16 protein-coding genes and 1 pseudogene are annotated in these 20,961 nt (G+C 74.9%); 7 read left to right on the top strand and 10 right to left on the bottom strand.

The window, feature by feature from the left end:
- Positions 1 to 145 precede the first annotated feature (145 nt).
- The 5 genes from WDV06_RS05270 (at position 146) to WDV06_RS05250 (ending at position 6,463) form a co-directional block, all read left to right on the top strand.
- Positions 146 to 1,315 (top strand): RNA polymerase sigma factor, encoded by a 1,170-nt coding sequence (locus tag WDV06_RS05270; RefSeq protein WP_395508441.1) that lies wholly within the window; start codon positions 146 to 148, stop codon positions 1,313 to 1,315.
- Positions 1,316 to 1,631: 316 nt separating this feature from the next.
- Positions 1,632 to 2,831, top strand: coding sequence for a thiolase family protein (locus WDV06_RS05265; RefSeq protein WP_395508436.1), 1,200 nt, complete (start codon positions 1,632 to 1,634; stop codon positions 2,829 to 2,831).
- Positions 2,832 to 3,019: 188 nt separating this feature from the next.
- Complete coding sequence (locus WDV06_RS05260) at positions 3,020 to 4,459, top strand: aldehyde dehydrogenase family protein (protein ID WP_395508440.1); 1,440 nt, start codon at positions 3,020 to 3,022, stop codon at positions 4,457 to 4,459.
- 110 nt (positions 4,460 to 4,569) lie between these two features.
- Positions 4,570 to 4,980, top strand: coding sequence for a thioredoxin family protein (locus WDV06_RS05255; RefSeq protein WP_395508435.1), 411 nt, complete (start codon positions 4,570 to 4,572; stop codon positions 4,978 to 4,980).
- A 43-nt stretch (positions 4,981 to 5,023) separates the two neighbouring features.
- Positions 5,024 to 6,463 (top strand): dihydrolipoyl dehydrogenase family protein, encoded by a 1,440-nt coding sequence (locus WDV06_RS05250; protein WP_395508434.1) that lies wholly within the window; start codon positions 5,024 to 5,026, stop codon positions 6,461 to 6,463.
- 13 nt (positions 6,464 to 6,476) lie between these two features.
- Here the strand turns inward: WDV06_RS05250 and WDV06_RS05245 are convergent, their stop codons facing one another.
- Both WDV06_RS05245 and WDV06_RS05240 read right to left on the bottom strand, forming a co-directional pair.
- Entirely contained in the window at positions 6,477 to 7,229 is a 753-nt protein-coding gene (locus WDV06_RS05245) for an SDR family NAD(P)-dependent oxidoreductase (RefSeq protein ID WP_395508433.1), read from the bottom strand.
- Positions 7,230 to 7,522: 293 nt separating this feature from the next.
- Positions 7,523 to 8,176 (bottom strand): annotated as a pseudogene (locus WDV06_RS05240) (phosphoribosyltransferase); the annotation flags it as partial.
- 230 nt (positions 8,177 to 8,406) lie between these two features.
- Here WDV06_RS05240 and WDV06_RS05235 point away from each other — a divergent pair.
- Positions 8,407 to 9,171: a metallophosphoesterase gene (locus WDV06_RS05235; protein WP_395508432.1), complete on the top strand. Its 765-nt coding sequence runs from the start codon at positions 8,407 to 8,409 to the stop codon at positions 9,169 to 9,171.
- Here WDV06_RS05235 and WDV06_RS05230 read toward each other — a convergent pair.
- The 6 genes from WDV06_RS05230 to WDV06_RS05205 all read right to left on the bottom strand — a co-directional run bounded on the left by WDV06_RS05230 (position 9,144) and on the right by WDV06_RS05205 (position 13,471).
- On the bottom strand, positions 9,144 to 9,395 hold the full coding sequence (locus WDV06_RS05230) for a DUF2087 domain-containing protein (RefSeq protein WP_395508439.1): 252 nt from the start codon (positions 9,393 to 9,395) through the stop codon (positions 9,144 to 9,146). The two genes, WDV06_RS05235 and WDV06_RS05230, sit on opposite strands and share 28 nt — an antisense overlap.
- A gap of 205 nt (positions 9,396 to 9,600) precedes the next feature.
- Positions 9,601 to 10,251 carry a hypothetical protein gene (locus tag WDV06_RS05225; RefSeq protein WP_395508431.1) on the bottom strand — a complete coding sequence of 217 codons (651 nt, stop codon included), beginning with the start codon at positions 10,249 to 10,251 and terminating at the stop codon, positions 9,601 to 9,603.
- Positions 10,248 to 10,685, bottom strand: a complete 438-nt coding sequence (locus WDV06_RS05220) for a DUF6114 domain-containing protein (protein ID WP_395508430.1) — start codon at positions 10,683 to 10,685, stop codon at positions 10,248 to 10,250. The genes WDV06_RS05225 and WDV06_RS05220 overlap by 4 nt, the downstream gene beginning before the upstream one ends.
- A complete protein-coding gene (locus WDV06_RS05215; protein ID WP_395508438.1) occupies positions 10,676 to 11,233 on the bottom strand; it encodes a DUF6230 family protein in 558 nt (185 codons plus the stop codon). Before WDV06_RS05215 ends, WDV06_RS05220 begins: the two co-directional genes overlap by 10 nt.
- A 212-nt stretch (positions 11,234 to 11,445) precedes the next feature.
- A complete protein-coding gene (locus WDV06_RS05210; protein WP_395508429.1) occupies positions 11,446 to 12,204 on the bottom strand; it encodes a MerR family transcriptional regulator in 759 nt (252 codons plus the stop codon).
- A gap of 64 nt (positions 12,205 to 12,268) precedes the next feature.
- A complete protein-coding gene (locus WDV06_RS05205; protein WP_395508428.1) occupies positions 12,269 to 13,471 on the bottom strand; it encodes a methyltransferase in 1,203 nt (400 codons plus the stop codon).
- A 103-nt stretch (positions 13,472 to 13,574) separates the two neighbouring features.
- On the opposite strand from WDV06_RS05205, the gene WDV06_RS05200 reads away from it, so the two are divergent.
- Positions 13,575 to 14,540 (top strand): pirin family protein, encoded by a 966-nt coding sequence (locus WDV06_RS05200; protein WP_395508427.1) that lies wholly within the window; start codon positions 13,575 to 13,577, stop codon positions 14,538 to 14,540.
- A 118-nt stretch (positions 14,541 to 14,658) separates the two neighbouring features.
- Here WDV06_RS05200 and WDV06_RS05195 read toward each other — a convergent pair whose 3' ends face one another.
- Together WDV06_RS05195 and WDV06_RS05190 are read right to left on the bottom strand one after the other, a co-directional pair.
- Positions 14,659 to 18,399 (bottom strand): DEAD/DEAH box helicase, encoded by a 3,741-nt coding sequence (locus WDV06_RS05195; RefSeq protein ID WP_395508426.1) that lies wholly within the window; start codon positions 18,397 to 18,399, stop codon positions 14,659 to 14,661.
- Between the two features lie 664 nt (positions 18,400 to 19,063).
- Complete coding sequence (locus WDV06_RS05190) at positions 19,064 to 20,848, bottom strand: PucR family transcriptional regulator (RefSeq protein ID WP_395508425.1); 1,785 nt, start codon at positions 20,846 to 20,848, stop codon at positions 19,064 to 19,066.
- Positions 20,849 to 20,961 lie beyond the last annotated feature (113 nt).

The raw sequence follows: 20,961 nt of genomic DNA, 5'->3' as shown, positions 1-20,961 counted from the left end.
CCCCCCCCCCCCCCCCCCCCCCCCCCCCCCCCCCCCCCCCCCCCCCCCCCCCGCCCCCCCCCCCCCCCCCCCCCCCCGCCCCCCCCCCCCCCCCCCCCCCCCGGCGGCGGGCCCCCCCCCCCCGCCCGCCGCCTTCGACGAGACCCTGCTCAGGGAACTCACCCCGGGTGTCCTCGGCATCCTCGTCCGCCGCGGCGCCGACTTCGCGGCCGCCGAGGACGCCGTCCAGGACGCCCTGCTCGACGCCCTCCGGGTCTGGCCCGCCGACCCGCCCCGCGACCCGCGGGGGTGGCTCGTCACCGCCGCCTGGCGGCGCTTCCTCGACGCGACCCGCGCCGACGCGGCCCGGCGGCGCCGCGAGGACCTCGCCGACCGCGAGCCGGATCCGGGCCCCGCGCCCGCCGCGGACGACACCCTCGGCCTCTACTTCCTGTGCGCGCACCCCGTGCTGTCCCCGAACTCGGCCGTCGCCCTCACCCTGCGGGCCGTGGGCGGCCTCACCACCCGCCAGATCGCCCGCGCCTACCTCGTCCCCGAGGCGACCATGGCGCAGCGGATCAGCCGCGCCAAACGGACCCTCTCCGGCGTCCGGCTCGACCGGCCCGGCGACGTGGCCACCGTCCTGCGCGTCCTCTACCTCGTCTTCAACGAGGGGTACTCGGGCGACGTCGACCTCGCCGCCGAGGCCATCCGGCTCACCCGCCGGCTCGCCGCCGCCGTCGACCACCCCGAACCGGCCGGACTGCTCGCGCTGATGCTCCTGCACCACGCCCGGCGGGCCGCCCGGACCGCCCCCGACGGCAGCCTGGTCCCGCTCGCCGAACAGGACCGCGGACGCTGGGACACGGCGGCCATCGCCGAGGGCATCGGGATCCTGCACGGGGCACTGGCCCGCGACCGGCTCGGCGAGTACCAGGCCCAGGCCGCCATCGCCGCCCTGCACGCCGACGCCCCCACCGCGCGCGAGACCGACTGGCCGCAGATCGTCGAGTGGTACGACGAACTCGTCGCCCTCACCGGCAGCCCCGTCGCCCGGCTCAACCGGGCGGTGGCCGTCGGAGAGGCCGACGGGCCGCGCGCGGGGCTCGCCGCGCTGGCCGGGCTCGACCCGGACCTGCCCCGGTACACCGCCGTCGCCGCCTGGCTGCACGACCGGGCCGGCGACCGGGCCGACGCCGCCCAGCTCTACGCCGAGGCCGCCCACCGCGCCCCCAACCTGGCCGAGCGCACCCACCTCACCCGCCAGGCGGCCCGCCTCAACGCCGCCCCGCCCGACCGCCGCGGCCCCGCGGAACCCTGGCCCGGAGGCGCCTGACCGGCGCGCCACGAGCCGCTGGAGGAGGAGGCCGTTCCCCGCGACCGGCCCGACCGCCCCGCCCCGCCTCGGAGCGGGGCGGGGTTGCCGAGCAGCCCGCCGGCTCCGGACCGCGCGGCCCCGGCAACCACCCCGACCCCGTGAACGCCCCGCCGGGGCGGCGGCACACGGCCTGGCCAGGGACACCGTTGACACGCGGCGACGCCGCGGCGGAGACTGCGGGCGCGCCCCACCGGGCGTGCCCGGTGGTGTGGTCCGGTGCCCACATCGGCGCCGGCGCGCCGCCGATCGTACGGAGCCGCCCAGGAGAGCCCCCATGAGCATCCGCACCGTCCGCGACGTCTACGTCGTCGACGCCGTCCGCACCCCCATCGGCAAGTTCGGCGGCGCCCTCGCCGGAGTCCGCCCCGACGACCTCGCGGCCCACGTCGTCCGCGCCCTCGTCGACCGGACCCCCGACCTCGACCCCGCCCGCATCGACGACGTCGTCTTCGGCGACGCCAACGGCGCGGGCGAGGACAACCGCGACGTGGCCCGCATGGCGGTGCTCCTCGCCGGGCTGCCCGTCACCGTCCCCGGCGCCACCGTCAACCGCCTCTGCGGATCCGGCCTCGAAGCGGTGATCCAGGCCGCCCGCGCCATCGCCCTCGGTGACGCCTCCGTCGCCATCGCCGGCGGCGTCGAGTCGATGACCCGCGCCCCCTGGGTGGTGCAGAAGCCCGAGCGCGCGCACCCCGCCGGGCACCAGCAGATGTGGTCGACCACCCTCGGCTGGCGGATGACCAACCCCCGGATGCCCGCGGAGTGGACCGGCTCCCTCGGTGAGGGGGCCGAGCTCATCGCGGAGAAGCACGGCATCACCCGCGAGGCCCAGGACGCCTTCGCCCTCGACAGCCACCGCAAGGCCGCCGCGGCCTGGAACGCCGGCCTCTACGCCGACGAGGTCGTCCCCTACCCCGGCGTGGAGCTGCTCCGCGACGAGTGCATCCGCGAGGGCTCCACCCCCGAGGCCCTCGCCCGCCTCAAGCCGGCCTTCCGGACCGACGGTACCGGCACCGTGACGGCCGGCAACGCCTCCCCCCTCAACGACGGCGCCGCGGCCCTGCTGCTCACCGACGAGGAGGGCCTGGCCGCCACCGGCCGCGAGCCGCTCGCGCGCATCAGCGCCTCGGCCGTCACCGGCATCGAGCCCCAGTTCTTCGGCCTCGGACCGGTGGACGCCGTCCAGCGGGCGCTCGCCAAGGCGGGCCGCGAGCTGTCCGACCTGACCGCCTTCGAGCTCAACGAGGCCTTCGCCGCGCAGGCGCTCGGCTGTCTGGCGGCCTGGCCCGAACTGGACCCGGCCGTGGTCAACCCGCGCGGCGGCGCCATCGCCATCGGGCACCCCCTGGGCGCCTCCGGAGCGCGTCTGGCGGGCTCGGTCGCCCACCAGCTGGCGGCCGCGGGCTCGGGCACCGGGATGGCGGCGCTGTGCATCGGCGTCGGCCAGGGCATCGCCCTGGTCCTCGAACGCTGACCGCGAGCCCGGGGCGGCCCACGGCCGCCCCGGCGGCGATGGTTTCCGGACAGGGCCGGGTCCCAACTGCCCAATAACTGAACAGAATCCGGAGACCAGGGTCTGGCACGATGGCGCCTGCCACGGCCGATGCCGCCGCCACCGGCACGGCCCACCCCACCGCGCCCACCCTCCGGAGGCCCCGCGCCATGCCGCTGCTCGACCCGACACTCTGGCAGGACGGACCGACCCTCACCGGCGGTACGGCCCCCGTCGTCGAACCCGCGACCGGGCGTACCCTCGCCACCCTCGACCTGGCCGCCCCCGCCGACGTCGCGGAGGCCGCCGTACGGGCACGGGCCGCGCAGCGCGACTGGGCACGGGCCACCCACGCCGAGCGGGCGGCCGTGCTGCGCCGGGCCGGTGACCTGTTCGCGGCGCACGCCGACGAGCTGCGGGACTGGCTGGTCCGGGAGTCGGGGTCCATCCCGGGCAAGGCGGACTTCGAACTGCACGTCGCCGCCCAGGAGTGCTACGAGGCCGCCGCGCTGGCCTCGCGTCCGGCCGGGCAGGTGCTGCCCAGCGAGGCGCCCCGGCTCTCCTACACACGCCGCGTCCCGGCGGGGGTGGTCGGGGTCGTGGCCCCGTTCAACGCCCCGCTGATCCTCTCCATCCGCTCCGTCGCCCCCGCCCTCGCCCTCGGCAACGCCGTCCTGCTCAAGCCGGACCGCCGCACCGCCGTCTGCGGGGGACTCGCCCTGGCCGCCGTGTTCGCGGCCGCCGGACTCCCGGCCGGGCTGCTGCACGTCCTGCCCGGCGACGCGGGGACCGGCGCAGCGGTGGTGGCCGACCCGCGCGTACGGATCGTCTCCTTCACCGGCTCCACCGCCGCCGGCCGGGCCGTCGGCGAGCTGGCGGGCCGTCACCTCAAGCGGGCGCACCTGGAACTGGGCGGGAACTCGGCGCTCGTGGTGCTCGCCGACGCCGACGTCGAGGCCGCCGTCGCGCAGGCCTCCTGGGGCTCCTTCTTCCACCAGGGCCAGATCTGCATGACCGCCGGACGCCACCTCGTCCACGCCTCGCTCTACGACGAGTACGTGGAGCGGCTCGCCGCCCGGGCCGAGGCGCTCGCCGTCGGCGACCCGTACCGCGAGCCCGTCCATCTGGGACCGCTGCTCGACGGGACCCAGCTGGAGCGGGTGCACGGCCTGGTCGAGGAGAGCGTGGAGCGGGGTGCCAAACTCGTCGCCGGCGGCACCCACGAGGGCCTGTTCTACCGGCCGACCGTGCTGGCGGGCGTCTCCGACGACACCCCCGCCTACACGGAGGAGGTCTTCGGCCCGGTGGCGCCCGTACGCTCCTTCACGACCGAGGCCGAGGCCGTCGAGCTGGCCGCGGCGGGCCCGTACGGGCTCTCCCTGGGCATCGTCACCCGCGACGCCGCCCACGGCCTGGAACTGGCGGACCGGATACCGACCGGGATCGCCCACGTCAACGACCAGACCGTGAACGACGAGGCGGTGGCCCCCTTCGGCGGGGTGGGCGTCTCGGGTACGGGCGCCCGGTTCGGCGGCGAGGCCAACCTCGACGCCTTCACGGAACTGCGCTGGACCACCGTCCGCCGGACCCCGCCGGGTCACCCGTTCTAGGGACCGCGGGCCCCGGCGGAATGCCACGGGGCGGCCGTTCGTTCCACGAGGACACCGAGGACACACAGCGAAGCGGCGATCAGGACGCAGCGACCAGGAGGTCAGGAACCGTGGCTACAGTCGAGCTCACCAAGGAGAACTTCGACCGGACGGTCAGCGAGAACCCGTTCGTGCTGATCGACTTCTGGGCGGGCTGGTGCCGCCCCTGCCTCCAGTTCGCCCCGGTCTACGAGAAGGCCTCCGAGGCCCACCCCGACCTCGTGTTCGCCAAGGTGGACACCGAGGCCCAGCAGGAGCTGGCGGCGGCCTTCCAGATCACCTCGATCCCCACGCTGATGATCGTCCGGGACCAGGTGGCCATCTTCGCGCAGCCCGGCGCCCTTCCCGAGGCCGCGCTGACCGACCTGATCGGCCAGGCCCGCGCCCTCGACATGGACGAGGTCCGCGAGAAGATCGCCGCGCAGCGGCAGCCGGGCCCGGGGGAGGCGCAGGGCGGGGCCTCCGGCACGCCGGAGGGCTGAGATTGCCGGACACGGCCCCCGTCCCGCGGGGACACTGGACGGCATGACCGAACCGGTGGAGTACGACGTCGTGGTGCTCGGCGGGGGCCCGGCAGGCGAGAACATCGTCGACCGCACCCGTGCCGCGGGGCTGAGCACGGCCCTGGTGGAAAGCGAACTCGTCGGCGGGGAGTGCTCGTACTGGGCCTGCGTCCCCAGCAAGGCCCTGCTGCGCCCGGCACTGGCCCGCGCCGACGCCCGCCGGGTGCCGGGCCTCGCCGCAGCCGTCTCCGGGCCGCTCGACGCCGAGGCGGTGTTCGCGCACCGCGACTACTGGACGGGCGACTGGAAGGACGGCGGCCAGGCCGAATGGGTCGAGTCCACCGGCGCGCACCTCTACCGGGGCCACGGCCGGCTCTACGGGATCCGCAAGGTCGCCGTGACCAGTCCCGAGGGCGTGCACCACGTCCTCTCCGCCCGGCACGCCGTCGTCGTCGCCACCGGCACGCGGGCCGTCGTCCCGGACCTCCCCGGGCTGCACGGCGCCGGCGCGTGGACCAGCCGCGAGGCCACCTCCGCCCGGCACGTCCCCGGCCGGCTGCTGATCGTCGGCGGCTCCGTCGTGGCCTGCGAGATGGCCACCGCCTGGCAGGCCCTCGGCTCGCAGGTCACCGTCCTGGTCCGCGGCTCCGGGCTGCTCCCGAGGATGGAGCCCTTCGCCGGGGAGCTCGTCGCCGAGGCCCTCACCGCCGCCGGCGCCGTCGTCCGCACCGGGGTGGCCGTCGAAGCCGTCGTACGGGACGGTCCGACAGGCCCCGTCACCGTGGTCCTGGAGGGCGGCGAACTGCTGGAGGGCGACGAACTGCTGATGGCCACCGGCCGCGCCCCGCGCACCGAGGACATCGGGCTGGACACCGTCGGGCTGACCCCCGGCGACTGGATCGGCGTGGACGAGAGCTGCCGGGTCGAGGGCCACGACTGGCTCTACGCCGTCGGAGACGTCAACCACCGGGCGCTCCTGACCCACCAGGGCAAGTACCAGGCCCGGATCGCCGGAGCCGCCATCGCCGCCCGCGCGGGCCGGGGGACCGGCGCCCCGGCCCCGGACGGCGGCCGGTGGGGCGCGTACGCCGCCACCGCCGACACCGAGGCCGTGCCGCAGGCCGTGTTCACCGACCCGGAGGCGGCGGCGGTCGGCGTGACCCTGGCGGAGGCCGAGCGCTCCGGGCGCCGGGTGCGCGCCGTCGACCACGACCTGGGCAAGGTCTCCGGGGCGGGCCTGTACGCCGACGGCTACCGGGGCCGGGCCCGGATGGTCGTCGACCTCGACCGGGAGGTCCTCCTCGGCGCCACCTTCGTCGGTCCGGGCGCCGCCGAGCTGCTGCACGCGGCGACGATCGCCGTCGTCGGGGAGGTGCCGATCGGCCGGCTCTGGCACGCGGTGCCGGCGTTCCCGACCATCAGCGAGGTCTGGCTGCGGCTCCTGGAGGCCTACCGGGGCTGAGCGCGCCGGGGCGTCAGGTCCGCAGGTACGAGGCCCCGTTGACGTCAAGGACCGCGCCCGAACTCCACCCGGCCGCGGGCGAGGCGAGGTACAGCACGGCCGAGGCGATCTCCTCCGGCTCGGCGACCCGGCCGAAGGGGCTCTGGGCGCGGATCCCCTCGCCCTCCGCGCCCCGGAGCCGGCCGGAGACCCGCTCGGTGGCGACGAACCCCGGGGCCACCGAGGCCACCGTGATGCCGTGGGGCGCCAGGGAGACGGCCAGGGACTGGCCGAAGGCGTGCAGGGCCGCCTTGGTGGCCCCGTACGCGGGATGGTCGGGCTCGCCGCGGAACGCGCCGCGCGAGCCCACGTTGACGATGTGCCCCGGCCGGCCCTCGTCGATCATGCGGCGGGCCACGCAGTAGGTGACGTCGGCCGCGCCGAACAGGTTCACCGCCGCCGTGCGCCGCCAGGCTTCCTGCCACTGCGCGTACGAGGTGCCGGGCAGTGGGTGGGCGACCAACGCGGCGGCGTTGTTCACCAGGACCTCCACGCCGCCGAGCGCCTCGGCGGCCTCGGCGACCAGCTCCTCGACGCGGGCCGGGTCGCCGAGGTCGCCGGTGACGAGCGCGTGGCCCTCGCCCTCCAGGCCGGCCAGGGTCGCGCGGGCCTCGGCGTGCGGGGCGGAGGCGTGGACGGCGACCCGGTCGCCCTGCCGGGCGAACGCTGCCGCGACGGCCCGCCCGATGCCCCGGGAGGCGCCGGTGACCAGCACGCCCCGGCTCATGCCGCGCGCTCCCGGGCCGCTGCGCCGGCCGTCGCGCCGGTGATTTCGTACTGGGGCATCGGGACTCCTTCGATGTCGGGCTCCGGGCCGGTCGAGGGCCCGCTGACACCGCCATCCGATCATGAACCCCGGCCCCGCTCACCCGAATTCCGTCCGGCCGGAGCCACCCGCCTTCCCCCGGCGGGCCCCGCGCCCGCTCCCGTGCCCCGCCCGGGGCCGCCCTCCGGCCGTATGCGCTGCGCGGGACGGTCAGGGGGGCGGGTCGTCCGCCGGGCCGGTCAGGGCGCGGGCGGTGGGCCGTCCGTCGGGCGGGACAGGGCGGCGACGACCTCCTCGTCAGGGGTCTGGGAGAAGTCCCGGTACCACTCGCCGACGGCCCGGAACCCGGGCGGGACCGAGAGGCAGACCACCTCGTCCGCCGCCCCGCGCAGCGCGGCGAGCGCCTCCGGCGGTGCCACCGGCGCGGCCAGCACGACCCGTACCGCGCCCGACGCCCGGACGATCGCGCAGGCGGCTGCGGCCGTGGCACCGGTCGCGATGCCGTCGTCCACGACGATCACCGTCCGGCCGCCGAGCGGCACCCGGCCCCGGCCCTCGCGGTAGCGCAGGGCCCGCCGTTCCAGCTCCGCCTCCTCGGCCCGCTCGACGGCGTCCAGGTCGGCCCGGGAGGCGCGGCTGCGGCGCACGATCTCCTCGTTGACGATCCGCACCCCGCCCTCGCCGATCGCCCCGAAACCCAGCTCCCGGTGGCCGGGGACGCCGAGCTTGCGGACCACGATCACATCGAGCGGGGCCCCGAGCGCCCGCGCCACCTCGTACGCGACGGGCACCCCGCCCCGGGGAAGTCCCAGCACGACGGGGTGCGCGCCCGCCAGGTGCCGCAGCGCCTCCGCCAGCGCGCGCCCCGCGTCGGCGCGGTCGGCGAAGAACCGGCCCGTGGAGGCCATCACCGCTCACCCCCGTCCCGGGGAACCCCTCCTTCGAACGAACCCCATGCGGGCCGCTCCCGCAACCCGGGGCGCCCGCCCCCCGTCGCGGATGGCGTCCGGGGATGGCCCATCCGGCCCTCCCGCCCTGGTCGGATAGGTTGAACGGGCCTTCTGCGAGCGGCGGATGACCGACCGTCACCCCCGCCGCCGGAGACGGTCCCGTACCCGCGATGGAGGAGACACCGTCCGTGATCGTGATAGCGCAGCTGAGTGACGTCCACTTCGACGGCGGCCCCCGCGCCGCCGAGCGCACCCGCGCGGTGATGGACTACCTGGACGCCCTCCCGTACGACCTGGACGCGGTCCTGGTGAGCGGGGACATCGCCGACAACGGCGCCCCGGCCGAGTACGAGCAGGCCCGGGGGCACCTCGTCTCGCGGCACCCGATGGTCGTCTGCCCCGGCAACCACGACGAGCGCACCGCCTTCCGGCGCGTCCTGCTGGGCGAGGAGGAGCCCTCTGCGCGCCCCGTCGACCAGGCGCTGCGCGGGGACGGCTTCGTCCTGGCCGTCTGCGACTCCTCCGTGCCAGGCGAGCACCACGGCCGCCTGGAGGACTCCACCCTGGAGTGGCTCGACGGGATCCTCACCGGCACCCCGCACGACGTGCCGGTCCTGGTCGCCTTCCACCACCCGCCGGTCCCGCTCCACACCCCGTACGTGGACGACATCCGGCTGTTCGGCGAGGAACGGCTCGCGGCGCTCGCCGAACGCCACCCCCACCTGCGGGCCTTCCTGTGCGGCCACGCCCACACGGCGGCGGCGACCACCTTCGCGGGCCGGCCGCTGCTCGTGGCCCCCGGGGTGGTGTCCACCCTGCGGCTTCCCTGGGAGGCGCCGTCGGGCCCCGACGAGCACGTCTTCCTCGACGAGCCGCCGGCCCTCGCCTTCCACGTCCTGGGCGAGGACGGGCGGCTGACCACCCACTACCGCGTGGTCACGGCCCGCCGGTAGCTGCTGCCGTCCCGGGTCCGCGTCAGGTGCCCCGAGGTGATCAGATGGCGCCGCAGCGCGGAACAGTCCTCGTGGACGGTCCGCAGCGCGTCGTTCACCTCCGGCTCGGAGTACTCCCGGTCCGGGGCGAACAGGGTCCCGGTGAGGTGCGCGAGCAACTGCTCGCGCCGTGCAGCCTTGCGCGGGATGGCGACGAGGCGGCCGCCGGAGAACAGGTCGGACACCCCGCGCGGGGCACGGTGCGCCGGTTCCCCGCCTGCGGCGCCCTGCTGGTCGGTGCCCTGCTGGTCGGTGCTGTGCTGGTCGGCGATGTGCCGGCCGGTGGTCTGTGACATGTCCCGAGCTTCGCCCCGGCCGGGCGCCCCGGGCAACGCAATATCCGCCGCCGCCCCCGCTTGCCGGGGGCGGCGGCGGACCGCAGGGCCGCCGTCAGGACGTGACGGTGATCTGCTGGGCGGGGTCGGTGGTGTCGGAGACCAGGTAGACCGCGGTGAAGGCGGACGAGGTCGCGCTGGTCGGGCAGCCGAAGCCGCCGGTCACCGTCACGGGGACGGACGCGCCCGAGAAGGTCAGGCTGGACGGGGCGCCGTTGGCCCAGCTGCCCGGGACGCTCGCCGGGCCGCCGGGGGCCGCGGTGACCGTACAGGTGGCCAGGCCCGAGGTGTGCACGACCAGGCCGCCGGCGGGCACGGTCATGGTGGCCGTGATCGGCGAGCCGTTCTGCATGGAGACCGACCAGGCACCGCTCGTGGTCACCGTCGGGGTCACGCCCGGCATGCTCGACGTGCAGGAGCTGTAGGTCGGCGGGGAGATCGGCGAGGAGACGGCCCCGGCCGGGTTCTGGTTGCCGGGGGCGGCCGGCACCGAACCGGTGGAGACGGAGACCGAGCAGGTCACCGTGACCGAACCGGCCTTGAGGGTGGCCTTTCCGCTGAGGGACGCCTTGAAGGCGTGCCCGGCGGGGGTGACGGTCGTCGACCCGGCCAGCGGTAACGGGGCGGCGTCGGCGGTGGCGGAGGCCACCGTCAGGGCGGCCGCGGCCCCCATGCCGACGGCGAGCGCGGTACGCGTACGGCTCATGGCTGTGCTCCTTGGGGATCGGGGTGCGGAGTGGGGGAGTTCCCGGCGGGGGAGGGCCGGGCGGGGGCGGCGGAGCCCCCGGCGCGCGGGGCGGCGTACGGCTGCCAGGCGAACATCAGCCCGCCGCCGAGGATGCCGAGCAGGGTGCCGATCAGGAACCCGCCGAGGTTCGACAGGACCAGCGCGGCGGTGGCGATCAGGGTGGTGAGCACCCCGGCCAGGGCGCGCTGGCGGGGCGAGAGCCAGGCGGTGAGACCGAGGACGATCATGATGACGCCCATCAGGACGGACGGGATCCCCGCGATGCCCTGCTGGAGCATGATCTTCAGTGGTGCCAGCGGGAGGACGCAGATCCACGCCCCGGCCAGGACGGCGAAGAGCCCGCCCCAGAAGGGCCTGCCGCGCCGCCACCGCCGCCAGCGGCTCAGAAGCATTCCTTCTTGCCCTTGCTGATGTTCATGCTCAGCCCGGAGAGCTTGAAGGTGCCGGCGTTGGTGGCCCACGCCGTCTGCTGGAGGCTGCTGATGCTGACCTTGTCCGCCTGCTGGGCGAACAGGTCCTGCATGCCCTGCGCCTCGGCCGGACCCTTGTCCAGCGTGGAGGCGTCGCGCCCGATCTCGATGTTCGTGAACTCCGCGTCGCCCGCGAGCTGCGTCGCGTCCACGAACAGGTTGGAGGCCTCGACAGGGGTCTTCTGACCTGCGGTCAGGTTCAGTGAGATGTCCCCGATCACCGGGAGGGTGGTGACCACCGACTGGCAGAGGCTGTGCAGCTTGGCCTGCTTGATGGCGGTGACGGCCACCGGGATCAGTTCCTGGCGGGCGTTGACGTCGACGCTGCCGTACTGGGCGAAGCCCTCGCCCTCCAGGCTCTGCGCCGACACCTTGAACTGCTGCCCCGACACCGCGAAGGAGGCGGCGAGCGCGCCCTGCGCGAGGGCGATACCGAGCCCGGCGGTCACCGCCACGGCGGGCACGGTCAGCAGCGCGAAGCGGCGCCACCGGACCCTGCCCTCCACTCTGTTCGCGGACTCGTCCCCGACTCCGCCCTCGGAATCGAATGCGGGTAAGTGCGGTGTTTCTGCCATGAGATCGTCCCTTATCTCGGCTGTGCACCTTTGTTACCGACGAGTTGAATGTAAGAGTGCCAATCACGGTTGGCAAGGTTGTGCGAGCGCACCCTTTAGGCCGACTCCTACTGCTCCGTACGCAGCAGTTCGGCGACCTCCGCCTCCACCCGCCGCCCCATCGCCCGGGCGAACTCCGAGGCCACCACCTCGCCCGCCACCGGCCGCAGCGCCGCCACCGCCTCCCGGATGTGATCCAGCCGGGTGGCCGAAAGCGTCCCCAGCGCCTCCGTACCGATCACATGCCTCCGGAACAGTCCGACGAACCGGTCCGCCAGCGCCGCCGCCTGCTCCTGCACGAACTCCCCGGCGTCCAGGATCTCCCCGAGCGGCATGCCCTGCCGCACCAGCGCCACCGTCGCCTCCAGCAGCCGGCGGCTCGGATACGTGACCCGGTCCCCGTCGACCCGTACGTAACCCAGCTCGGCCGCCCGCCGGGTGTGCTCGGCCGTCGCCCCCGGGCCGAACAGCTCGCGCAGCTCGGCCCGGGTCATCGTCACGGGCTCCTCGCGCACCCAGTCCCGCGTCATCTCCTGCTCCAGGCCCAGGAGTTGGGAGATCCCGCCGCCCTGCTCCCAGACGGCCAGCAGCTCGCCGATGCCGTTGACCGTGTAGCCCCGCCCCAGCAGGTCGCTGATCAGCCGCAGCCGGGTGAGGTGGTCGTCGGAGTACCAGGCGATCCGGCCCTCGCGGCGCGGCGGCGGCAGCAGCCCGCGCTCCTGGTAGTAGCGCAGGTTGCGCACCCTGACCCCGGCCTCCCGGGCCACCTCCTCCCGGCGCCAGCGCCGCCGCCCGTCTCCGCCGTACGTCCCCGCCCCAGTGCTCACGCGGCCGAGTGTAGGACCTACCGGCGGGTGTACCGGCAGGTCACATGGGGCGGGGCGGGCCGCGTCAGCGGCTGCGCGGCCGCTCCTCGCGCTTGACGGCCCGCAGCACCACGAACCGCGGTTCGCTGGCGGTCACTTCGCAGTTGCCGAAGAGCCGGCGCAGATGGGTGTGGTAGCCCATGTGGCGGTTGGCCACCACCCACAGCTCCCCGCCCGGGCGCAGCGCCTTGCGCGACTGCGCGAACATGCGCAGCGCCGTCGCGTCCGTGGTCGCCTGGTGGGAGTGGAACGGCGGGTTGTTGAGGATCAGGTCCACCGAGGAGGGCGGCAGCATCGCCACGCCGTCGCCGACGAGGAACTCCGCCGTCCGGCGGCCGGGGCGGACGTTAGCCTCGTAGGTGGCCCGCGCGGAAGCGACGGCCTGGTACGACTCGTCCGTGAACACGACCTCGGCGTCCGGGTCGGCGACCTGGACCGCCGTGCCGACGACGCCGTTGCCGCAGCCCAGGTCCACGACCCGGGCCCCGTCGGTGTTGGTGGGGATGGACTGGAGGAAGAAGCGCGTGCCGACGTCCAGCCGGTCGGCGCAGAAGATCCCGGCGTGGTTGACCACCGTCAGCCCGGCGCCCGAGCCGCCGTCCTGGTCCACCGTGTACGTCAGCGGCCAGGGGGACTCCCCGGCCGAGGCCAGCAGCGCCGGGTCCGGGGTGCAGAAGATCAGCCGGGCCTTCTTCTCCGCGAGGGAGGTGCGCGTCGGACCGATGATCTTCTCGAAGAGGTCCAGCGTGGAGGTGTGGATCTCCTTGACCATGCCGGTGCCCACGACCACCGTGCCCCCGTGCAGGTGCGGGGCCAGCCGCCGCAGCTGGTCCTCCAGCAGCGCCAGGCTCTTGGGCACCCGGACGAGCAGCACATCGATCCGCGCGGGCGGCGCGTCCCGCGTGGTCAGCAGGGTCACCGTCGACTTGGCGGTGCCGATGCCGGCCCGGTCCAGGTTGGCCTCGGTGGCCGCCCGGGCCAGCGCGGAGTCGGTGATCTGGGCCGGGTGGTAGGCGGCCAGGGCGGTGGTCAGCGCGCCCCAGCGGTCGCCGACGACCGTGATCTGCCCGGCGCCGGCCAGGTCCACCGGGCCGTGCTCGCCGGTACCGGCGTCGAGGTGGCGCAGCAGGTACTCGTCGGCGGCGTCCCAGGCGCGGAGCCGGTCGCGCGGGTCGGCGGGGAAGCGGGTGAGTTCGTAGGAGCCGAAAGGCGTGGTCAGGCGGTTCATATCGGACCCAGGCTAGCCGAGGCGGCCGCCGGGCCCCGCACGCCGCGTCCTCGGCGCCGAAAGGACGGGGGCAACCGCACCCGGCGGGGCTACCTTGTCCCGTATGAGCAATCTCGATCGCCAGCCCGCTCTCTCCTCCTGCGGCGGCCGCGGCTTCGTCGTGGCCGAACCGGTGCGGGAGCTCCTCAGCCCGCGCACGGTCCGGCTCGGGGAATCCACCGAGGTCCGCCGACTCCTGCCGAACCTGGGCCGCCGCATGGTGGGCGCCTGGTGCTTCGTCGACCACTACGGCCCCGACGACATCGCCGACGAGCCCGGCATGCAGGTCGCGCCCCACCCGCACGCCGGTCTCCAGACCGTGAGCTGGCTGCACGAGGGCGAGGTCCTGCACCGCGACAGCGTGGGCAGCCTCGCCACGATCCGGCCGCGCGAGCTGGGCCTGATGACCTCCGGCCGGGGCATCAGCCACTCGGAGGAGAGCCCCCGCCCCCACGCCCGCTTCCTGCACGGCGCCCAGCTGTGGGTGGCCCTCCCCGACGCCCACCGCGACGTCGAGCCGCACTTCCAGCACCACCCGGACCTCCCGCAGGTCACGGCCCCCGGCCTGAACGCCACGGTCATCCTCGGCACCCTGGACACCGCCACCTCCCCGGGCACCGCGTACACCCCCATCGTCGGCGCCGACCTCGCCCTGGCGGCGGGCACCGAGAGCCGCCTGCCCCTCGACCCGGACTTCGAGTACGCGGTCCTCTCCATGTCCGGCGAGGCCCACGTCGACGGAGTCCCCCTCCTACCGGGCTCGATGCTCTACCTGGGCTGCGGCCGCACCGAACTCCCCCTGCGCGCCTCCTCGGACGCGGGACTGATGCTGCTGGGCGGCGAGCCGTTCGACGAGGAGATCGTCATGTTCTGGAACTGGATCGGCCGCTCCCACGAGGAGATCGCCCAGGCCCGCGAGGACTGGATGAACGGAACCCGATTCGGCGAGGTGAAGGGCTACGACGGCCCCCCGATCCCGTGCCCGGAACTCCCCCCGACCCACCTGAAGGCGCGGGGAAGGGTGCGCTGACCTGCGATTTTCCAGAGTGGGTCGACTGGGCCGTTTCTCTCGGATCATCTGATCGTCGGTTGGTGCGCGTCGTATCGTGACGCCCGCGTAGCCCTCTGCTCTGGTGTTCCGTCGGCGGTCACTCGCCGTCCGGCGGCCAGGTGGCGTGGTCGCGGAGGTGGTGGAACTCCGTCAGCTCGGAGGCGAGGACGTCGAAGTGGGGGAGCGGGGCCCACAGGCTGCGCTCGCCGATGACGTAGAGGCGGCGTTTGGCGCGGCTCGCAGCGACGTTGAGCAGGTGCGGGGTGCGGGCCGCCCACTCGCGGGCGCCGGGGCGGCCGCCGCCGAGCACGAGGACGACGACATCGGCTTCCTTGCCCTGGGCCCGGTGGACGGTGGCGCAGCGCTCCTCGATCAGTTCGGACGTCCAGCCGTCGCGGCCGCGGCAGACCTTCTGGCATTCGGCAACGAGGGCTCGGAAGGGGGCGATGACGCGCACCCGCTCGACGGTGACGCCGTGCCGATGCAGGACGTCGAGGACGAACTCGAAGGCTCGGCGGTCGCGTTCGCCCCATGCGGCCTCCGACGGACGCGCCGGGTCGTCGGTGTTGAGCCAGCGGCTGGGCAGCAGGCCGTCCCGCTCCGCCTCGGGGAACGCCTTGGGTGGGGTGCCGAAGACCATGAGGCCGCCGTACGCGACCTCGTTGCTCACCGTGAACATCGGCTCTTCGCAGCGGCGGTGCACGCGCAGCGGCGAGCCCACCCATACGTGCTCTTCGCCGGTGTCCGGGGCCGGCAGGTAGGTGCCGTAGCGGTTGGTCCGGTCGGCGACGGCCTGGGCCGAGGTGGCCGAGGGCAGCCAGTGCTCGTCGACGCCGTAGGCGCGCAGCAGCCGGAGCTGCAGGGCCGTGGGCATGGTGACGACGGGTTCGAGCTGAAGCGGATCGCCGACCAGCACGGCCCTGCGGGCCCGCCACAGTGCGCCGACGGCGGCCTGCGGGGTGGCCTGCCCGGCCTCATCGACGAGGACCCAGCCGATCGACTCCCGGCCGAGGCGGGCGAACATGCTGCCGATGGAGGAGAAGGTGGTCGAGACGACGGGCACCAGGAGGAACAGGGTCTGCCAGGCCCGCTCGACCTCCTCGTCGGGGACGGGCCCGTTGGTCCCGGCCATCAGTTCCATGAGGACCTGCAGGTTGCCGCGGACCTTCTTCGCGGCCCCGGCGATGAAGGCACGGTGCAGGTCGAGGGCGCGCAGGAACAGGTCGCTGCGCGCGGTGGACCACGCCTCGTCGGACCAGGGCGAGCCGAGTTCCTGGTCGGCTTCGTCGAGGTGAGCCCAGCCGATCGGCAGGGACGGCAGCGTCCGGGCCGCCTCCCGCAGTTCGCCGTGGCGGCGGTCGAGTTCGGCCACGGCGGCCCGCAGGTTGCGGCGGGCCCCGCCTGCGCTGTGCCGGGCGTGTCGCAGGTCGGAGGCTGCCACGGCCTCCCGCGCGCTCGCGGCCCGTTCGTGGTCGCGGGCGGCGGTGAGGCGGGCGGCGGCCTCGTCGACGTCGGTACCGGACCGGGCGTGCCGGCCGGCGGCCAGGGATTCGGCGCGCACGGCTGCGGCGACCTGCTCCAGGGAGTCCGCGAGCGCGGTGCGCTGCTGGACGAGCAGGTGCGCGATCTCGGCCTGGGTGTGCTCCTGCCGCCGTTCGGCGGCCTGCCGGTCGGCCGCGCTCTGCAGCAGGCGGCGCAGCCTGCCGCGCAGGCCCCGCTCGACGGTCGGGGGCGCGTCCTGGCGGGCGGTGAGCGCGGTCACGTACTCGCGGTGGTGCGCAGCCAGTTCACGGGCAGCCGACAGGTCCGCGCGGGCGGTGGCCAGTTCCTGGTGGGCCTGCAGTACATGCTCGGAGGCCGTCCCATATCCGGCCTCGGCCACCATCACGGCCGTCCGGGCGGTGGCCGAGGCGGCGGCGGTCCGGTCCAGGACCGCCGTGGCGGTGGCGACCTGCTGGTCGGCCCGGGACACGGCGGCTTCCAGGTCCGCGATCCGCTGTCCGGCCGACGGGGACTCGACGGCCGTCAGGGCGCTGGCCAGCCGGACGCGTCCGGCGCGCAGCCGCTCCACCTCGGCCTGGGCGGTACGGAACGCAGCGACGGCGTCGGTCCACGACGGCACGGGCTGGGCGGGCCCCGCGGCCGCGGCCCCGGCCTGGTCCGCCGGGGTGACGGGACGCCGGCCCCCCGGCGGGGGCTTCGGCGGAAGCCAGTCCCGCAGGACCTCCTGCATGCCGCGCAGCGGCGGCAGTCCCGCAGCGGAGCGGGCCTGGGTCTCCTTCTCGGGCAGCCGTCCCCACCAGAACCGTTCCCCGAACTCCCTGCGGTTGGCTTTGTTGCCGAGTACCGCCGCGACCAGCCCCCAGGCCGGCCCGCCGAGGAGCGCGGAGGCGAGGTCGGAGAAGTGGTCGGGGCCGTCGTGCCAGTGCTCGTCGAGCGCGTCGATGCCGGGCAGTTCGGCGGTGATGTTCTCCACGGCGCCGTTGTTGGAGGAGGTGACCACGATTTCGAACCCGGCCAGCCGAGGGTCGAGCCGCGACACGAAGCGGGGGTGCTGCCCCTGACGGTCCCTGCCCCGCCACGCCGGACCAGTGAACGCCTTCGAGGGCCGGTCGAACGTGGCCAGCACCGCCGCCCGCTCGACGACCAGGGCGGCGACGAGGTCACGCAGCATCGTTGTCTTGCCGGTGCCCGGCGGACCGTTCACGGAGAACATCCCACCCCCGGTTCCCGCCCGGTCGGCGAGCATGCGGTCGATCGCGAACTGCTGGCTCAGGGCGAGCGGGAACCGCGCCGGTGCGGGCCAGCGGCCGGCCGGAACCAGGTCCGGAGCCACCCCCTCCAGCACGACCCCGCGCTCCCGGCGCACATCCGTCCGCGCCCCCACGTCGACGGCGTCGAGCTCGGTGAGGTACGCCTCCAGCGCCGGGCCGAACCCCTTCCCGATGGTCGCGGACACCCGGGCCAGATCAGGGGGAAGCAGACTGTTCAGGAACGGCGCGGCGGCGGCGATCTTCGCCCGCGGGTCCCGCGGCCGGTGGACCAGCCTGCTGCGCACCCGGACCGTCTGCGGCCGCAGGTGGTCCCGTACCCCGCACAGGTCGGCGATCTGCGCGGTCAGGGCGACGAGATCGGCGAACCCGAGCGCACGGGCACCGGCGTCGGCCCTGTGGCTGGCCTCGGTCGAGATGTCAGGGCCGTCGGCCGCCGCCCGCTCGGGGACGCCCCAGGTGCCGGCCGGCCGCCCGGGCTGCACCCGCTCCTCGGCGGGGCGGCGGGCGGCGACCCAGTCCGCGGCGCGGCGCACCAGGGGTTCCGCCGCGCCCTGCACGGCGGCGCCGGCGACCTCGCCGAACAGGGCTCCGACCGCGCCGACGGCCGCGCCGCCCAGGATCTCGGCGAGCAGCCGCTGCCAGCTTCCGCCGCCGGCCCCGGCCGGAGTTCCCGGCCCGGCCGCGGAGCCGGGCCACTGCTCGTACGACGTTCCGGCGGCCGGGGCGGTGGGGCCGTACGGGATCGCGGTGGCCGTAAGCTCGTCGATCGCGGTGCCGAACGCGTCGTCGAGTTCCTCGAACCCGTCCAGCCACCCCGGTGCAGACGGCCCCGGGTCGAACAGACGGCCGGTCGCCCAAGCGCACGCAGAGATCACGGACGTGTCCTCGATCGGCCGGCCCTCGTCGTCCAGGATCAGCGCGAACATCGCGCTCTGGCCTGACAGCACCAGCTCGGTCTGAGGCACGCCGGGGTCGGGATCCGTCCCCGCGGGCAGTACGGAGATCATCGCCCGGCGGAGTAGCTCCAGATCGAAGACCCCGCAGTAGACCTCGTGCCGCCACATACGTCCGTACGGTGCCCGCCGTGCCCCCGTCTCCGGATGGTCCGCAGCCCACGGCAGGAGCGGTGTCACTCGGCCCGGCTCCGGAGTCAGGTCGACTACGTACTCGTCCCTCGGCCCGGAGCGCGCGGCGGGGCGCCGGCGAGGCAGTGCCGGGATGGTTGGCGGACTGAACAGCTCGATCGCACGCCAGCACTCCAGCAGGGCCTTCCGTCGACGATCCTGCGCGTGTCCGCTCCGCACCCACTGCCCCCGTGTCGCACGTGCGGCATGTTGCCGCCTTCTTGAAGATCAGCCGTATCGCTGAATCTACCGGACCGTCAGCAGGGCGTGTCCGGCGCCGGAACGCCTGGGCCCACAGGGCCGGTTCGGCCGGCTTGGGCGCGGGGCGGGAGGGTGCCGGGGGTGTGGTGAAACTCCAGCGGGCCCGACGGCCGGCAACAGCTCGGAGAACTCGCTCGGAGGCAGCACGGTGCCCCGCAGGCCGGACCTACGGGCGGGGGACCCACTTCATCCCGCGGGCACTCGGGCCGGCGCTTCCGGGACGCCGGACGGTGCGTGACCGACTTCGGCGCCGATGTGGCCGCCGGCCCGGCCCACGAGCCGCCAGGGCAACCGGGTGGTGTGGCCGCGCTTCCATCCGGGGCGCGGGAGGTGCTGATGCGTTTCAGCCGGATCCGCCCAGCACGATCTTCCACACTCGGGTCGCCACCTGGAGGTTGAGCCGGTCCTCGACGTTCGCGAGGTCGTTGCCGCTGATGTCACGGATGCGCTTGAGCCGGTAGCGCAGCGTGCTGCGGTGGATCGCGAGCGATTCGGCGGTCTCGTCGTAGTTGCCGCCGCAGTCGAAGTACCGGGACAGGGTTTCCACCATGGCCGCGTGGTGCCGGGAGTCGTAGTCGATGAGCTGCCCGAGCCACTCGTGGACGAACGTTTCCAGCTCCCGGTAGTCGTTGCCGGGTCCCAGGACGCGGTAGAGGCCGAGCTCGTCGAAGAACGTCGTGCCGTAGCGCTCCAGGGAGTGGCGGCGCACTTCCAGGGCGCGCCGTGCCTCCTGGTAGCGGTGGGGGATGGCGTCCAGGGATTCGCACGGGGCGCTCACCCCGATCGTCCCGGACCGCGTCCCGGTCTCCCGGGCGAGCGCCTCGTACAGGGCGTGGGCGTCCGGCCTGTCGTCCGCGACCAGGACCACGTGATCGGAACGCCGGGCCAGCAGCGAGCGCATGCCAACGGCAGCAGCCGCCCGGCTCACGGCCTGCGCGAAGGAATCGTCCGCGGTCCGGTTCGACCACTGCACCGCGATGACGTAGTTGCTGCGGTGCAGGTCGTGCCCGACCGCCTCGGACCGGGCGTAGGCGCTCGCCTCGTCCGTCCCCGCGAGGAGGTCGTCGACCAGCTCGCCGTGCAGCCTCAGTTCCACTTCGGCCAGGTTCCGCAGATGCGCCAGCTCCAGGGCGAGCGACGTGGCGGCGTGTTCCAGCGCGAGCACGGTGTGCTCGTCCGTCTCGCCCCGGGCACCGACCAGGGCGAGGACGCCCAGGATCTCGCCGTGCGGGCGGATCAGGGTGACCAGCCGGTCCTTCATCCGTACCGGCCCGACCTCCCGGGCCATGGCGTGCAGCATTTCGCCCCGGCGCACGGGGTCCGGTTCCGGATAGGGGTCGGGGCGGTCGGGGCCCGTCCAGGACCTCAGCCGACCGAAGCGGTCCTCGATCAGCGCGGGGAGCCCGGTGAGCTCGTGCAGTGCGCGGGTGATGGCTTCCTCGCCGCCGCCCGAGGCGGCGACGTCGGCCATGAGCGCGTGAACGGCCCGCTGGTACCCGAGCTCGGCCGCCACGGAGTCCAGCTTCTCCCGGAGGGCTTCCCGCTCCTTCCTCAGCAGGTGCAGCTCCAGCGCGTCCTCGCGCCGCCGGCGGTGTGTGAACGCGACCGACAGGGCAGCAGCGGTGTGCCGGACGAGTGTGGCGAGCAGGAAGCGTTCGGTTTCGCTGGGCCGGGAGCCGGACGTCACCACGAGATAGCCGTGGAGCCCCTCTCGCCCGCGTAGCCCCAGGGCCCGCCCCCACGGTCGGCCGGGTACCGTGACGGGGCCGTCGCGCCCGGTCAGCTCCCGCACCCTCCGGTCCACGGCCAAGGCGTGCGCACGGCTGCCCCTGGGGCAGCGAACCAGGTCACCGTCCACTCTGAGGTATCCGGCCTCGGCGCTGTACGGCCCCGCGGCAGCCAGGTGGTCCATGGCCAGGCACAGGATCGTGCCTTCGTCCCCGGTCTCGAACAGGGCGCTGGACAGCACCAGCAGTTCGTGGAGGGCGTCATCGCATGGGGTGCGAACGGAGCCGGCTCGGGGGCCGCTCCGCGCGGCCGTGGACTTCCGCCCGGCACCGCCCGGCGGAGGGCTTCCCCCTCGATCGGAGCAGTGACGGTACACGTCGTGCGGCCGACTGCCGGCCATGGGATCACTCCGTTCCTCGGCAGTGTCCCTTCTCGGGCCTTTCCCTGATAAACCTACCCAGATCGTTCGGAGTATTCGTGTCGTGCTCGCAGGGCGACGGGCCTGGCGGTTCT

The sequence above is a fragment of the Streptomyces racemochromogenes genome (assembly GCF_044129415.1).
Classification (GTDB): domain Bacteria; phylum Actinomycetota; class Actinomycetes; order Streptomycetales; family Streptomycetaceae; genus Streptomyces; species Streptomyces racemochromogenes_A.
Note: the sequence above shows the minus strand (reverse complement) of the source record. Positions and strands in the feature narration are given on the sequence as shown.

Coding starts and splice junctions, on each gene's coding strand:
- WDV06_RS05265 (WP_395508436.1), top strand. CDS start 1,632: ATGAGCATCCGCACCGTCCGCGACGTCTACGTCGTCGACGCCGTCCGC.
- WDV06_RS05260 (WP_395508440.1), top strand. CDS start 3,020: ATGCCGCTGCTCGACCCGACACTCTGGCAGGACGGACCGACCCTCACC.
- WDV06_RS05250 (WP_395508434.1), top strand. CDS start 5,024: ATGACCGAACCGGTGGAGTACGACGTCGTGGTGCTCGGCGGGGGCCCG.
- WDV06_RS05245 (WP_395508433.1), bottom strand. CDS start 7,229: ATGAGCCGGGGCGTGCTGGTCACCGGCGCCTCCCGGGGCATCGGGCGG.
- WDV06_RS05225 (WP_395508431.1), bottom strand. CDS start 10,251: ATGAGCCGTACGCGTACCGCGCTCGCCGTCGGCATGGGGGCCGCGGCC.
- WDV06_RS05220 (WP_395508430.1), bottom strand. CDS start 10,685: ATGCTTCTGAGCCGCTGGCGGCGGTGGCGGCGCGGCAGGCCCTTCTGG.
- WDV06_RS05205 (WP_395508428.1), bottom strand. CDS start 13,471: ATGAACCGCCTGACCACGCCTTTCGGCTCCTACGAACTCACCCGCTTC.
- WDV06_RS05200 (WP_395508427.1), top strand. CDS start 13,575: ATGAGCAATCTCGATCGCCAGCCCGCTCTCTCCTCCTGCGGCGGCCGC.
- WDV06_RS05195 (WP_395508426.1), bottom strand. CDS start 18,399: ATGTGGCGGCACGAGGTCTACTGCGGGGTCTTCGATCTGGAGCTACTC.
- WDV06_RS05190 (WP_395508425.1), bottom strand. CDS start 20,848: ATGGCCGGCAGTCGGCCGCACGACGTGTACCGTCACTGCTCCGATCGA.